General features: G+C 64.8%; 12 protein-coding genes. All 12 read left to right on the top strand.

What is annotated here, in order from left to right; translation table 11 throughout:
- Positions 1 to 104: 104 nt before the first annotated feature.
- Positions 105 to 1,163 carry a pilus assembly protein PilM gene (locus J7396_RS09650; RefSeq protein ID WP_042773967.1) on the top strand — a complete coding sequence of 353 codons (1,059 nt, stop codon included), beginning with the start codon at positions 105 to 107 and terminating at the stop codon, positions 1,161 to 1,163.
- A complete protein-coding gene (locus tag J7396_RS09645) occupies positions 1,163 to 1,945 on the top strand; it encodes a PilN domain-containing protein (RefSeq protein WP_011348457.1) in 783 nt (260 codons plus the stop codon). Before J7396_RS09650 ends, J7396_RS09645 begins: the two co-directional genes overlap by 1 nt.
- The gene (locus J7396_RS09640; protein WP_008575845.1) at positions 1,942 to 2,607 is read left to right on the top strand and encodes a type 4a pilus biogenesis protein PilO; all 666 of its coding nucleotides are present in this window, start codon (positions 1,942 to 1,944) and stop codon (positions 2,605 to 2,607) included. Before J7396_RS09645 ends, J7396_RS09640 begins: the two co-directional genes overlap by 4 nt.
- Positions 2,604 to 3,137 (top strand): pilus assembly protein PilP, encoded by a 534-nt coding sequence (locus tag J7396_RS09635; protein ID WP_007974439.1) that lies wholly within the window; start codon positions 2,604 to 2,606, stop codon positions 3,135 to 3,137. The genes J7396_RS09640 and J7396_RS09635 overlap by 4 nt, the downstream gene beginning before the upstream one ends.
- 19 nt (positions 3,138 to 3,156) lie before the next feature.
- Positions 3,157 to 5,025, top strand: coding sequence for a type IV pilus secretin PilQ family protein (locus tag J7396_RS09630; RefSeq protein WP_209261367.1), 1,869 nt, complete (start codon positions 3,157 to 3,159; stop codon positions 5,023 to 5,025).
- A 155-nt stretch (positions 5,026 to 5,180) separates the two neighbouring features.
- Positions 5,181 to 6,200, top strand: a complete 1,020-nt coding sequence (locus tag J7396_RS09625) for a MoxR family ATPase (protein ID WP_008575849.1) — start codon at positions 5,181 to 5,183, stop codon at positions 6,198 to 6,200.
- A gap of 20 nt (positions 6,201 to 6,220) precedes the next feature.
- Positions 6,221 to 7,183, top strand: coding sequence for a DUF58 domain-containing protein (locus J7396_RS09620; RefSeq protein WP_033479015.1), 963 nt, complete (start codon positions 6,221 to 6,223; stop codon positions 7,181 to 7,183).
- Between the two features lie 2 nt (positions 7,184 to 7,185).
- Positions 7,186 to 7,647, top strand: coding sequence for a DUF4381 domain-containing protein (locus tag J7396_RS09615; RefSeq protein ID WP_209261366.1), 462 nt, complete (start codon positions 7,186 to 7,188; stop codon positions 7,645 to 7,647).
- Positions 7,644 to 8,660: a VWA domain-containing protein gene (locus tag J7396_RS09610; RefSeq protein ID WP_041469803.1), complete on the top strand. Its 1,017-nt coding sequence runs from the start codon at positions 7,644 to 7,646 to the stop codon at positions 8,658 to 8,660. Before J7396_RS09615 ends, J7396_RS09610 begins: the two co-directional genes overlap by 4 nt.
- Positions 8,648 to 10,465, top strand: a complete 1,818-nt coding sequence (locus J7396_RS09605) for a VWA domain-containing protein (protein WP_209261365.1) — start codon at positions 8,648 to 8,650, stop codon at positions 10,463 to 10,465. Before J7396_RS09610 ends, J7396_RS09605 begins: the two co-directional genes overlap by 13 nt.
- Positions 10,462 to 12,210, top strand: coding sequence for a BatD family protein (locus J7396_RS09600; RefSeq protein ID WP_209261364.1), 1,749 nt, complete (start codon positions 10,462 to 10,464; stop codon positions 12,208 to 12,210). Before J7396_RS09605 ends, J7396_RS09600 begins: the two co-directional genes overlap by 4 nt.
- Positions 12,211 to 12,824: 614 nt before the next feature.
- Positions 12,825 to 14,105, top strand: a complete 1,281-nt coding sequence (locus tag J7396_RS09595; protein WP_209261363.1) for a dicarboxylate/amino acid:cation symporter — start codon at positions 12,825 to 12,827, stop codon at positions 14,103 to 14,105.
- Positions 14,106 to 14,206 lie beyond the last annotated feature (101 nt).

The following is a 14,206-nucleotide window of genomic DNA, read 5'->3' as shown; positions in this document are numbered from 1 at the left end:
GCCGGGTCATTGCCTAGCGCGTGAAGGGCTTGTCAACTGTTAAAATTTGATTATTAATACGAGGGCGCACATGCGTCCAAGTGCCCGTCGGCAGGGGAGTTACCGTGGGGCTTTTACCCAAGAGTCAGTCGCCACTGATTGGTGTCGACATTAGTTCTACTGCCGTGAAGCTCTTGCAGCTATCGCGCAGCGGGAACCGTTTTCGCGTGGAACATTACGCGGTGGAACCATTGCCGCCGAATGCGGTCGTGGAAAAGAACATCGTCGAAGTGGAGGCGGTGGGCGAAGCCATTCGGCGCGCCATCAACCGTTCCGGCAGCAAGGCCAAAAACGCGGCCGCTGCTGTCGCCGGGTCGGCGGTGATCACCAAGTTGATCCCGATGCCGGCCGATCTGGACGATAGCGACCTGGAAGCCCAGGTCGAACTGGAAGCCACCAATTACATTCCGTACCCGATCGAGGAAGTCAATCTCGATTTCGAGGTGCTGGGCCCGATGCCCAGCAGCCCGGACATGGTGCAGGTGCTGCTGGCCGCCTCGCGTTCGGAGAATGTGGAACTGCGCCAGTCGGCGCTGGAACTCGGCGGTTTGACCGCCAAGGTCATGGACGTGGAGGCCTTCGCGGTCGAAAACGCCTTCGCGCTGGTTGCCAGCGAATTGCCGGTGGCTGCCGATGCGGTGGTGGCGCTGGTGGACATCGGCGCCACCATGACCACGCTGAGCGTGCTGCGCTCCGGTCGCAGCCTGTATAGCCGCGAACAGGTGTTCGGCGGCAAGCAGCTCACCGACGAAGTGATGCGCCGTTACGGGCTGACCTATGAAGAGGCTGGCCTTGCCAAGCGTCAGGGCGGCCTGCCGGAAAGTTACGAGGTCGAGGTGCTGGAGCCGTTCAAGGAAGCCACGGTGCAGCAGATCAGCCGTCTGCTGCAGTTCTTCTATGCGGGCAGTGAGTTCAACCGCGTCGACTGCATCGTGCTGGCCGGCGGTTGCGCCGCGCTGGCGCGCCTGCCGGAGATGGTGGAAGAGCAGCTCGGCGTGACCACGGTCGTTGCAAATCCGCTTGCCCAGATGACGCTTGGTCCGAAGGTTCAGGCCCATGCGCTGGCGCTGGATGCGCCTGCATTGATGATCGCCACCGGCCTGGCCCTGAGGAGCTTCGACTGATGGCAAGAATCAATCTATTGCCCTGGCGCGCGGAGCGCCGAAAGGCACGCGAGCGCGAGTTCTATTCGATGCTGGGCTTCGCCGCATTGGGCGGCGTGCTGTTGTCGGCGTTGATCTGGTTCTATTACGACGCGCAGATCAGCGGCCAGACCGAGCGCAATGCGTTTCTGACCACCGAGATCGACAAGGTCAAGGCGCAGAACGAAGAGATCAAGGAACTCGACAAGAAGAAGGACCGCCTGCTTGCCCGCAAGAAGGTGATCGAGGAACTGCAAGCCAACCGCTCGCAGATGGTGCACCTGTTCGATTCGCTGGTGCGCACCATTCCCGATGGCGTGGCGCTGACCAACATCAAGCAGGATGGCGACATCCTCACGCTGGAAGGTCGCTCGCAATCGAATGCGCGGGTCAGTGCATACATGCGCAACCTGGAAAGCTCGGGCTGGATGACCAATCCGGACCTGTCGATCATCGAGGCCAAGAGTCAGGACAAGGCCGGTCAACCTGCCGCGTCGTCGATGGACACCAAGACGCTGCCGTACGTGTTCACGCTCAAGGTCAAGCTGGCCAACCCGAACGAGGCTGACAAGAACGGCACCGCGCCGGGCGCAGCGGATCCGGCTGCGCCGGGCACCGCAGCACCGGGTGCTGCGCCTGCTGGTGCGACGCCTGCTGCTCCGGCAGCGGCGCCTGCACCCGCAACGCCGCCGGCCGCTGCTCCTGCACCGACGCAGGCAGCACCGGCGCCAGCCAATCGGCCGCAGGAGGGGGCGGCGTCATGAGTAAGAAATCATTCAAGCTCAGCGATCTGGATTTCAACAACATCGGTGGTTGGCCGCAGCAGGCGCGCATCGTGTTCTGCGTGGTGGTCGGCTTGTTCATCATGGTGCTGGCCTGGTTCCTGTTGATCAGCAGCAAGCGCGATGAACTGGAAGGCCTGGAAAGCACCGAATCCCAGCTGCGCACCGAGTTCGAGACCCAACAGGGCCGCGCGGTGAACCTGGAGCCGCTCAAGCAGCAGCTCGCGCAGATGGAACAAGTGCTGCAGCAGATGCTGCGTCAGCTGCCCAGCAAGACCGAAATGCCAGATTTGATCATCGACATTTCGCAGACCGCGTTGTCCAGCGGCCTGTCCAACGAGCTGTTCCAGCCTGGTCCGGAATCGCCGAAGGAGTTTTACGCCGAAAAGCCGATCGCTCTGCGCATGGTGGGCAGCTACCACCAGTTCGGTGCCTTCGTCAGCGGTGTGGCCTCGCTGCCGCGCGTGGTGATCCTGACCATGCACGACATCAACCTCAAGCCCAAGGATCCCAAGGCCGGCATCGGCCCGCGCGGTGCGCTGGAGCTGTCCGGAACGGTCAAGACCTATCGTTATCTGGACGACGAGGAAATGGCCGAGCAGGAAAAGGCTGCGGCCAACGCTGCGAAGAAGGGCGGCCAATGACCATGAAATTGCTCAAGATTCTGTCCTGTGTGGCGTTAATTGCAGTATTGCCGGCGTGCACGCGCGGTGTGACCAGCACACCGGGCGATGCGCCGAATCTGGAAGCCTGGGTTGCCGAGGTGCGCGCGCGTCCTGCGCCGCCGCTGGAGCCATTGCCGGTGATGCAGCAGTTCGAGACCTTCGAATATGCAGCGCAGGCGATGCGCGACCCGTTCAGCGATGCCTGGGTCAGCGCGGAAGGTGGCAACGGCACGCGTCCGGATCCGAACCGGCGCAAGGAACCGTTGGAAGCCTTTCCGCTCGACGCCCTCGACATGGTGGGGACCATTGGCGGCGGTTCGGGCCTGATCGCATTGGTGATGGCGCCTGACAAGGTGACCTACCGGGTGCGGCCGGGTGTGTATCTGGGACAGAGCGATGGCCGGGTGACCGGGGTCTACGAAGACCGCATCGAGCTGATTGAACTTGTGCCGGACGGTGCGGGTGGATGGCTTGAACGGCCGGCCGCACTCGCATTGGATGATCAATAAAGTGATAGGGGATAGCACGATGACGTTTTCCAATGCCCAGCGGCTGCGTCCGGTACGACGCCACGCGATCTTCCAGGCCTGCGCGTTGGGGTTCGCGCTGGCACTGGCGAGCGGCAGCGCGTTCGCCGCAGCGGCGCTGACTCAGCCCGCGCAGGATCCGGCCAAGGTCGCTCCGGCGAGCCTGGCGGTGTCCAAAATCGATTTCAAGCGCGGCGAAGACGGCGCTGGCCGTCTGATCCTGCAGTTCGACGGCCAGGGCGCCAGCCCTGACCTGCGGACCCAGGGCGACAACGTGCTGGTGGACATCAGCAATGCCAAGCTACCCGCCGAGCTGCAACGCCCGCTCAATGTCACCGACTTCGCCACGCCGGTGCAGCGCGTTGAAGTGAAGCCGTCCGGCTCCGGTTCGCAGCTGGTGCTGTCGACCAAGGGTGCCTTCGAGTCGCTGGCCTATCAGACCGGCAACGAATACGTGGTGGAAATCACCCCGCGCAAGGGTCAGCCGGCGGTTGGCGGTGTGAGCCCGGCGGCGGTCACGCAGGCTGCCGCGCAGATCGCTGCGCGCGGCTACAGCGGCCGCCCGGTGACGTTCAACTTCCAGGACGTGCCGGTGCGCACCGTGCTGCAGCTGATCGCCGAGGAGTCCAACCTCAATATCGTCGCTTCCGACACCGTGCAGGGCAACGTCACGCTGCGCCTGATGAACGTGCCGTGGGACCAGGCGCTGGACATCGTGCTGCGTGCCAAGGGCCTGGACAAGCGCCGCGATGGTGGCGTGGTGTGGGTCGCCCCGCAACCAGAGCTGGCCAAGTTCGAGCAGGACAAGGAAGACGCCCGCATCGCGATCGAGAACCGCGAGGACTTGATCACCGATTATGTGCAGATCAATTACCACAACGCTGCGGTGATCTTCAAAGCGCTGACGGAGGCCAAGGGGATTGGTGGCGGGCAAGGTGGCCAGGGCGGCGGTGGAGCAGGCCAGCAAGACAACGGCTTCCTGTCACCACGCGGACGCCTGGTTGCCGATGAGCGCACCAACACCTTGATGATTAGCGATATTCCCAAGAAAGTCGCGCAGATGCGCGAGCTGATTTCGCATATCGACCGTCCCGTCGATCAGGTGCTGATCGAAGGTCGCATTGTGATTGCGACGGATACATTCGCACGCGATTTGGGTGCCAAATTCGGCCTGGGTGGAACTCATACTTACGGTGACAATGTTGCAACCATCGGTAGTGGTGCAACTGGTGGTGGGGTTGCTGCAGGACGCGGTCTCAATGTGAATCTGCCCACCGGCGCGTTTACGAGCGGCGCCACTGCTCCAAGTCTTGCGTACACGCTTCTTGGTTCGAATTTCAATCTTGATCTTGAATTGTCTGCACTTCAGCAAGAAGGGCGTGGTGAGGTGATTTCCAATCCTCGCATCGTGACGTCCAATCAGCGCGAAGGTGTAATCAAGCAAGGTCGCGAAATTGGGTATGTAACCGTTACTGGTGGCCAGGCGGCGACCCCGAATGTGCAATTCAAGGAAGTGCTTTTGGAGCTGAAAGTAACACCAACGATCACCAACGATAACCGCGTTTTTTTGAATATGAACGTCAAAAAGGATGAGGTTGATCAGTTGATTGAACTGCCTCTTTACGGCACTGTCCCGTCGATCAATCGCCGCGAGATCAACACGGCTGTGCTTGTGGATGATGGTCAGACGGTGGTTATCGGTGGCGTTTACGAATTTACTGATCGTGCCAGTGTCAACAAAGTTCCGTTCCTCGGTGATGTGCCCTTCCTGGGCAATCTGTTCAAGAGCAGAGGCCGCCAGAAAAGCAAGGCAGAGTTGCTTGTCTTCATCACGCCAAAGGTTCTGCGAGTGGCTTCAGCCGTGCGCTGATGCCGCACACGCATCTTGACTGCAGGAAGGCCAAGTATGTCTGCATGCCTGGCCTTTCTCATTTTGCCAGCCAGCCAGCATGAACTCGATCACTCACTGAACATCCCAACGCCGCCAATTGAACCAATCGCGTTCGAATCGGTCACACTGGACCTATGAACGCACCGCCACTGCTCCCCCCCGAAGCCGTTGCCGCGCCCGCCGAGGACCGGCTGCACCGTCAATTCACCTCGCTGCGCGAATCGCTTGCGCAGCGCATCGTTGGCCAGGCAGCGCTCGTGGAGCGGCTGTTGATTGCCTTGCTGGCCGATGGCCATCTGCTGGTCGAGGGCGCGCCCGGGTTGGCCAAGACCACTGCCATCCGTGCGCTGGCTTCGCGGCTGGAAGCGGATTTTGCGCGGGTGCAGTTCACCCCGGACCTGCTGCCTGCCGATCTGACCGGTACCGAAATCTGGCGGCCGCAGGACAGCCGGTTCGAGTTCATGCCCGGGCCGATCTTCCACCCGATCCTGCTGGCCGACGAAATCAACCGCGCACCAGCCAAGGTGCAATCCGCGCTGCTGGAGGCGATGGGCGAGCGGCAGGTGACGGTCGGCCGGCATACCTATGCGCTGCCGCAGTTGTTCCTGGTGATGGCAACGCAGAATCCGATCGAGCAGGAGGGCACGTTCCCGCTGCCCGAAGCGCAGTTGGATCGCTTCCTGATGCATGTGCGCATCGGCTATCCCCAGGCCGACGCCGAGGCGGAAATCCTGCGCCTGGCACGCGAGTCCGCCCGCGACACGCTGGAAAAGCACGAAACCGTACCGGACAAGATTCCATTGGAAGATGTCTTCGCCGCGCGCCGTGTGGTGCTTGACGTGCATCTGGCACCGCAGCTGGAACGCTATCTGATCGAAATCGTGCTGGCCTCGCGCGATGCCAAGCGTTACGACCCGGCATTGGCGCGGCGGATCGCCTGGGGCGCCAGCCCGCGTGGCTCGATCGCACTGGAACGGTGCGCGCGCGCACGGGCGTGGCTGGCCGGGCGCGACTACGTGACGCCGGACGATATCCGCGCCATTGCCCCGGACGTACTGCGACATCGCGTCCTACCCAGCTACGAGGCCACCGCCGAGGGTTGGGACGGCGAACGCCTGATCGCTGCATTGCTCGAAAAGATTCCGCTGCCCTGATCGGGCAGCGTCGCTGAGGTATGCCGCACTCTCGCCAAACACCGATGTCTTCGATGCCGTTCTCGTCCCCTGCAGCCGCCCCCTCGCCAGTCGCTGGCGATGGAGTGCGCCCAGCGCTTGCAGAACTGATTGCGCTGCGCGGTACTGCAATCCATCGCGGTCAACCGGGACGTGGCCGGCACGGGGTGGTGGGGCCGGTGCCGGCCGCCACGCGCGGGCGCGGCATGGAATATGCCGAGTCGCGTGAGTACGTGGCTGGCGATGATGCGCGGCATATCGATTGGCGCGTGACCGCGCGAACCGGGCGAGCGCACACCAAATTGTTTCAGGCTGAGCGCGAGCGTTTGAGCCTGATCGTGGCCGATACCTCGCCTGCGCTCTTCTTCGGTACGCGCGTGCGCTACAAATCGGTGCAGGCCGCACGCGCCGGCGCGGTCGCCGCATGGCTGGCGCAGCGCCAGGGCGATCGCATTGCAGCCTTGCGCGGCACCGCGAGCGAGGCGCCGATTGCGCCGCGGTCCGGTCAGCGTGGTGTGCTGCCGGTGTTGGATGCCTTGGCGCGTTGGTATGCCCAGCCGCCGTCCGGCGATGCGGGGCTGGAGGTGGCGCTGGATCATGCGGCGCGCCTGTTGCGCCCCGGCGCGCGCCTGACCGTGCTGGCCGATGCGCGCAGCGCCGGCCGGATTTCTGCCACGCGCTGGTCGGGCTTGGCCTTGCATCACGAGGTGGTGGTGATCGTGCTGGTCGATCCGCTGGAACTGGCGCCACCGGCACGTGCAGTCACCTTCGACGTGCGTGGCGAGCGCATCGCGATCGATCTGTCGACCCAGGCCGGACGTGCACGCTGGCAGGCCGAATTCGTCGCGCCGCTGGAGCATTTGGGGTCGCTCCTGCAGGCACGCGGCGTGCGCTTGCATCGCCTGTCCACCGACGATGCCAGCGATGCGTGGTTGGGCGGCAGCCCTGCCGCGCGGAGTCGCTGACGATGTCCCCGCCGTCGCTGCCGCTGCGTGATGTGCACCTGCCGCCGTCGCCGTCGTGGTGGCCGCTGGCACCGGGCTGGTGGCTGGTGATCGCGGTTGTCGTGCTGGTGGTGGGGAGCGCATGGGTCTGGTGGTGGCGCCGGCGTCAGCGCCAGCGCCGCTGGCTGGCTGCGTTCGATGCGGAACTAGCGCGCGCCACCACGCCTGCGCAGCGCTTGGCGGCCGTGTCGGTGCTGCTGCGACGTGCGGCGCGGCGCGTCGACCCGCAGGCCGACCGCTTGCAGGGCGAGGCGTGGTTGCAGTTTCTGGATGGGCGCAAGCGCAAGGACCAGGTGTTTTCGCAGGGGCCGGGCCGGGCTGTGCTGGAAGGCGGCTTTCAGCGCGCACCCACCGTCAGCGATCTACCTGCGGTAGAAGCGTTGGCGCGGCAGCGCTTTGTGGCGTTGATGCGGGGCCGGCGATGAACTGGTTGCAGTGGTCGCAATGGCAGGATGCGTTGGCGCACTGCGCCTGGCCGTGGGCGTGGTGGCTGATGCCCTTGCCGTTGCTGATGTGGTTCTGGCCGCAACGCCGCGCCGATGCGGCCGCACTCCGCGTGCCATATGCGGAGCAATTGCAGGCGGTGGCGCAGGCCAAAAGCGCGCCGGTGCTGCGGATGCCGCGTTGGCTGGCGTGGCTGGCCTGGTTTTTGTTGTGTGCCGCGCTGGCACGTCCGCAGCAATTGGGCGAGGTGATTCAACCCCCGCGCGAGGCGCGCCAGATGATGTTGGCGGTGGATCTTTCGGGCAGCATGAGCGAGCCCGACATGGTGCTTGGTGGCAAGGTGGTGGACCGGCTCACCGCCGCCAAGGCCGTGCTGTCGGACTTTCTGGATCGGCGCGACGGCGACCGCGTCGGTCTGCTGGTGTTTGGCCAACGCGCGTATGCGCTGACACCGTTGACCGCGGATCTGACCTCCGTGCGCGATCAGTTGAGCGACAGCGTGGTGGGCTTGGCCGGGCGCGAAACCGCGATTGGCGATGCGATCGCCTTGTCGGTCAAGCGCCTGCGCGAACAGAAGCAGGGCCAGCGCGTGGTGGTGTTGCTCACCGATGGCGTCAATACCGCTGGCGTACTCAATCCCCTGAAGGCCGCGGAACTGGCCAAGGCCGAAGGCGTGCGCGTGCATACCATTGCCTTCGGCGGCAGTGGCGGCTATTCCTTGTTCGGGGTACCGATTCCGGCCGGTGGCAACGACGACATCGACGAAGACGGGCTGCGCAAGATCGCCCAGCAGACCGGCGGGCGCTTCTTCCGCGCCCGCGATACCGAGGAGCTTGCCGGCATCTATGCCGAGCTGGATCGGCTGGAACCGGTCAAGGGACTGGGGCCTTCGGTGCAGCCGCGCGTCGAGCGTTACTACTGGCCATTGGGCGCGGCAATCGTCGTTGCCCTGTTGGCCTATATGCTGCCGCGGAGGTGGCAATGGACGCGCTGACCGAGCTGGCGGGGTGGCTGCAGTCGTTACATCTGTTGCGCCCGACGCTGTTGTGGGCGCTGTTGGCGATCGTACCGGCGGCTGCGCTGTGGCACTGGCGTCGCCGCGATGCCGACGTCTGGCGGCAAAGCGTGGATGCGCATCTGTTGCCGAAGCTGTTGGTCTCCGGCGGTCGGCGCGGATGGCTGGGATTCGTGCTGGCTGCGCTGACCTATGCGTTGGCCGTGATTGCGATGAGCGGGCCGAGCTGGCGGCAGACCGAGCGTCCGGTGTTTCAGTCGAGCATGCCGCTGGTGGTGGTGCTGGACCTGTCGTCCAGTGCCAACGCAACCGACCTGCCGCCTTCGCGCCTGCTGCAGGCGCGCGCCAAGCTGGCGACGCTGCTGCGCAAACGAGCCGGGGGCGAGGTGGCATTGCTGGTGTATGCAGGCGAGAGCTTCACGGTTGCGCCATTGACCGAAGACAGTGCCAACGTGGCCTTGTTTCTGGATGCGCTGTCGCCGTCGGTCATGCCGGTCGATGGCAAGCGTGCCGACCGGGCGATCGATGCGGCCGCGCAGTTGTTGCAGCAGGCCGGCTTCAAGCAAGGCGAGATCCTGCTCGTCAGCGATAGCGCAGATCGCTCCGCCGAAAGTTCGGCCCGGGTGGCACGTTCGCGCGGTTTCAGTGTCTCTGCGCTCGGTGTGGGCGGCGAGCGCGGTGCGGCGTATCGCACGGCCAGCGGTGAAATTGCACAGGCCAAGCTCGACGAGGGCAGTCTGCGCACCCTGGCTGCGCAGGGGGGCGGGCGCTATGCGCGCATTGCGCCGGACGATGCAGACCTGCGGGCGTTGGGCGTGCTCGATCCATCGCAACAGCCGTTGGCCGATGAAACCGCCGAGTCCGATGGCGGCAAGAGCTGGCTCGACGAAGGCTATTGGCTGGTGCTGCCGGTGATGCTGCTGTCCCTGCTGGCGTTTCGTCGCCGCGCGGTGGTGGCCGTGCTGGCGATGGTGTGCGTGCTGCCGCTGGCGCAGCCCGCGCACGCGGCCGATGGCACCTTGTGGCAGCGTGCCGATCAGGTGCAACAACAGCGCCTGGATGCCGGGGTGCAGGCGTATCGCAAGGGCGATTTCGCAGCGGCGCAGAAGGCCTTCGAAGCGGTACCGACCGATGAGGGGCTGTACAACCTCGGTAACGCGCTGGCGCGACAAGGCCAGTACGACGCGGCGATCGCGGCCTACGACCGTGCGCTCAAGCAACATCCGAATCAGCAGGACGCCATCGCCAATCGCGCGGCGGTCGATGCGGCGCGCAAGCGCCAGCAGCAGACCAACAAGGATGGCAAGGGGCAGTCCAAGGACCAGAAGCCATCCGGCCAGGATGGGAAGGGGCAACAGCAGGCGGGCCAGAATCAGCAGGACAAGCAATCCGGCCAGGATGGGCAGAATCAGCACGACAGCAAGAACCAACCCTCTGAGGCGCAGCCGCCACAGGACGGCAGGCCACAAGATGCGCAGGCCAAGAACGGGCAGGGCGAGCAACGCAAGCAGGACACGCCGCCGCAATCTGCCGATGCCAAGGCGCAGCAGCAGGCCGATGAGGCACAGCGTCGCAAGATGCAGCAGGCCATGGCGCAGGCGGGCAACAAGCAGGCCGATGCCAGCGGCAAGCAGGAGGCCGCCGTCGCCGGCGAGACGCCGGAACAACGCGAGCAACGTCAGGCGGTGGACGCATGGCTGCGGCGGGTGCCGGACGATCCGGGCAGCCTGCTGCGTACCAAATTCAGGCTGGAATACGAACGCAGGCAACGGGACGGACGATGATCGGCAGACAGCATTTACGTCGCGCGGCAATCGGCATGCTGGCCAGCGTGGCACTGTTGGCGTGCGCGCCTGTGGGTGCGGTCACGCGCGCGTGGCTGGATCGCGACAGCGTCAATGTCGGCGATGTGGCGATGTTGAATATCGAAACCGACCAACGCGGCGTCGACCCGGATTACACGCCGCTGCGCAGCGATTTTTCGCTGGGCGCCAAGAGCGCCAATCAGCAGATGCAGGTGACCAATGGGTCGGTGACGGTGCGTGCCTTGTTCGGCGTGGTACTGACGCCACGCAGGAGCGGCGAACTCATCGTGCCGGCGATACGCGTGGGCAATGAACGCACCGAACCGCTGCGCCTGCAGGTGGTTGGCGCGGCGAACGATCCCGCGAGCAGCTCCGGCAACGCTGCCGGCGCGCCGAGTGCGGCGCAGGGCAATGAAGAAGCCTTCGTCCAAACCCAGGTGGACGACCCGCAACCCTACGTGCAGCAAAGCGTGGGCGTGGTGGTGCGGTTGTACTTCGCCACCCAACTGGCATCGGGCGAATTGGATCTTGAGGCACCCGATGGGGCATCGATGCAGCGCGTCGGCGACGACGTCAGCTCGGTCAAGGTCGTCAATGGACGCCAATACAATGTGGTGGAGCGGCGCTACCTGCTGGTGCCCGAGCGCAGCGGTCGCCTGCTACTGCCGCCGGCACGTTTCAACGGGCGTTCGGTAGGCGGGTTTTTCGACGATTACTTCGGGCGTGGCAACGGTGAGTTGAGTGCGCGCAGTGCGAGCATTCCGCTGCAGGTGCGCGCGCAACCGGCCAATGCGCCGCAGCCGTGGCTGCCGTTGCGCAGCCTGCAGTTGCGCTACACGACCACGCCTCAGCGGGCGAGAGCCGGTGAGGCGGCCCAATTCGTGGTGGAAGCCAGTGCGCGCGGCGCGACCCAGGCGCAGTTTCCCGAATTGCCCACGCCCAGCGTGCCCGACGCGCAGGTATTCGCCGAGCCGCCGCAATTCGAGGAGCGCTTTGTGGACGGCTCGCCGCAACTGCGACTGACCCGGCGCTATTCGATCGTGCCCAACCGCGCCGGTCCGTTGGTGGTGCCCGGGCTGCAGATGGCATGGTGGGATGTGGGGGCAGGCGCAGCCAAGACCGCGTCACTGCCCGACCTGACGCTCGATGTGGCGGCAGGTAGCGGTGCGTTTGCGACGCCTGCGCCGGCATCGGCGCCGACTCCGGCACCCGATCAATCGGCGCCGATACCCGATCGCACGCTCACCCTGCAAGCACCATCTCCCGCGCGAACGCCGTGGGGATGGATCGCGGCGGCGATCGGATTTGCGCTTTTGTGGATCGCTACGCTGGTATGGGCGTTATTGCGTCGGCGCGGTGCTCCGCGCGGTGCATCAGGCGGCAATGAGGGCAACGGCAGCAACATGCCAGCCCAGGGCAGACGTGCGACCCACGGCGTTGCCGAGTTGCGCCGCGCGCTCGACACCGGCGGCATGGACGAGGTGGCGGCGGTGCTCTGCGGTATGGCCGGCGTTGCCGATATCGATGCAGTGATGGCGGCATTGGCCGACCCGGCGCAGCGTGCAGCCGTGGCGCGCATGCAGCGCGCACGCTGGGGCGGCGACGGCGATGTGACCGGCGCGCGCGCTGCCTTGCGCGAAGCGTTCGCCAAGGGGCCGCGCTGGCGGCATGCAAGTGCGGCCGAACCGGAGGTGCTGGCGCCGCTGTATCCGCCTGCGCCTTGACTGACGGGTTGCTTTGGTGGCGTCCTGGAACGACTGACATATTGGCCGCGCAGTTGCAGCCGGTGTGACGAAGGGTCTGCAACAACGGTACTTCGATTGCTGGTGGGGATCTGCACACCTAACAGTGGCGCGTTAGATTTTGTTGGCCGCCATTACTTGCTCTGAGCGGCGACATTGCCTTCCAGCGCGGATAACGCGTCGACTTTGGATGCGCGTGATCTGCAAACTATGGGGCACAGAGCAAGGAGCGTTGGCGCTGGGTTAGCCGCAGTGCCCTTGCCCGCCCCCTCGCCGGACACGCTGCAAGTACGTCCTTGTAAGCTCGGTGGCGGCATCCATGCCGCCAAGGGTCCCGCGAGCGGCGTGGGCAGGCACCGCGCACTCGACAGGCGGGCTTTCGCTTTCAGCCATCTGATTTCATCTGAACGCCGCGACGGCTCGAAATGCAGGCCGTCCTGCTTTGCGCCTAAACAGCAACTCCTACCGCCAACTGCAAAACGCCTGCCTCACCCGACAGCGAGAAGCTCGCCTACCCGCACAAGGCATATAGCAGCATCCGGGTAGGCATGGCGTTTGTTAAGCTCCGGTCTTTGTGTCCACCAAGGCCTGACCAGATGACAGCATCCCCAGCCACGTGCCGCCCGGGCCTGCCCCTGCATTGGAAGATGGGAATTGGCTTTGCCGTTGGCTTGTTGTTGGGCCTGGCTGTCTATTACCTGGCCGGCAGCGACGCTGAGTGGGTGCGCCTGGCGACCAAGTACGTCACCACGCCGTTTTCGCAGGTCTTCCTCAATCTGATCTTCATGCTGATCGTGCCGCTGCTGTTCTCGGCGCTGGTCATGGGCATTTCCGAAATGGGCGACATCCGCGCGCTCGGGCGGGTGGGGTGGCGCACCCTGGGCTATACCGTGGTGCTGTCCGGTGTGGCGGTGTTGCTGGGGCTGGTGCTGGTCAACGTGCTCAAGCCCGGTGGGGGCGTTGACCCGCAACTGGCCAATCAGCTGATCCAGGAAAACGCCGAGCGCACCCGCGAGATCATTTCCAGCTCCGGCACGCAGCCGCAGGGCATGGACATGCTGCTGTCGATCGTGCCCAGCAACGTGATTGCCGCCGCGTCGAGCAATGGCGCGATTCTGTCGCTGATGTTTTTTGCGGTGATGTTCGGGGTGGGCATGGTGCTGACCGAAGACGAAAAGGTCGCCACGTTGCGGCGCGGCATCGAGGGGGTCTTCGAGATTTCGATGACCTTGATCGGGCTGGTGATCCGCCTGGCGCCGTATGCGGTGGCGTGTTTCATGTTCAACCTGGCCGCGCTGTTCGGCTTCGATCTGCTGATTCGTCTGGGCGCCTACGTGGGCGTAGTGGTGTTGGCGCTGGGCCTGCACATGGTGGTCAGTTACGGCATTGCGGTGAAATTCGCCGGACGCTCGCCGCTGGGCTTTTTCCGCCAGACCCAGGAAGCGACGGTGATGGCGTTCTCGACCGCGTCCAGCAACGCAACCCTGCCGACGGCGCTACGCGTGGCCGACGAGATGGGCCTGCCGCCGCGCGTGTCGCGTTTCGTGCTGACCGTGGGCGCCACCGCCAACCAGAACGGCACCGCACTCTTCGAAGGCGTCACGGTGATCTTCCTGGCGCAGTTCTTCAACGTGGACCTGAGCCTGGGCCAGCAGTTCATGGTGATGCTGGTCTGCATCCTGGGCGGGATCGGCACGGCCGGCGTGCCGTCCGGCTCGCTGCCGGTGGTGGCGCTGATCTGCGCGATGGTCGGGGTCAACCCGGTGGGTATCGGCATGATCCTGGGCGTCAACCACTTCCTGGACATGTGCCGCACGGCGCTGAACGTGACCGGGGATCTGGCGCTGACGACCTTGGTGGCCAAGGGCGAGGAATAGGGAATCGTGAGTCGGGAATGGGTAAAGCGGGCTGGTGCGAGGGTGAGGCGCGAGGCGGGGTGGCGCGAAGCTGAGTCCATCGACCAACTCGCAACGCTGCA

It is taken from the genome of Xanthomonas sp. A1809 (assembly GCF_017746015.1).
GTDB lineage: Bacteria > Pseudomonadota > Gammaproteobacteria > Xanthomonadales > Xanthomonadaceae > Xanthomonas > Xanthomonas euvesicatoria.
Note: the sequence above shows the minus strand (reverse complement) of the source record. Positions and strands in the feature narration are given on the sequence as shown.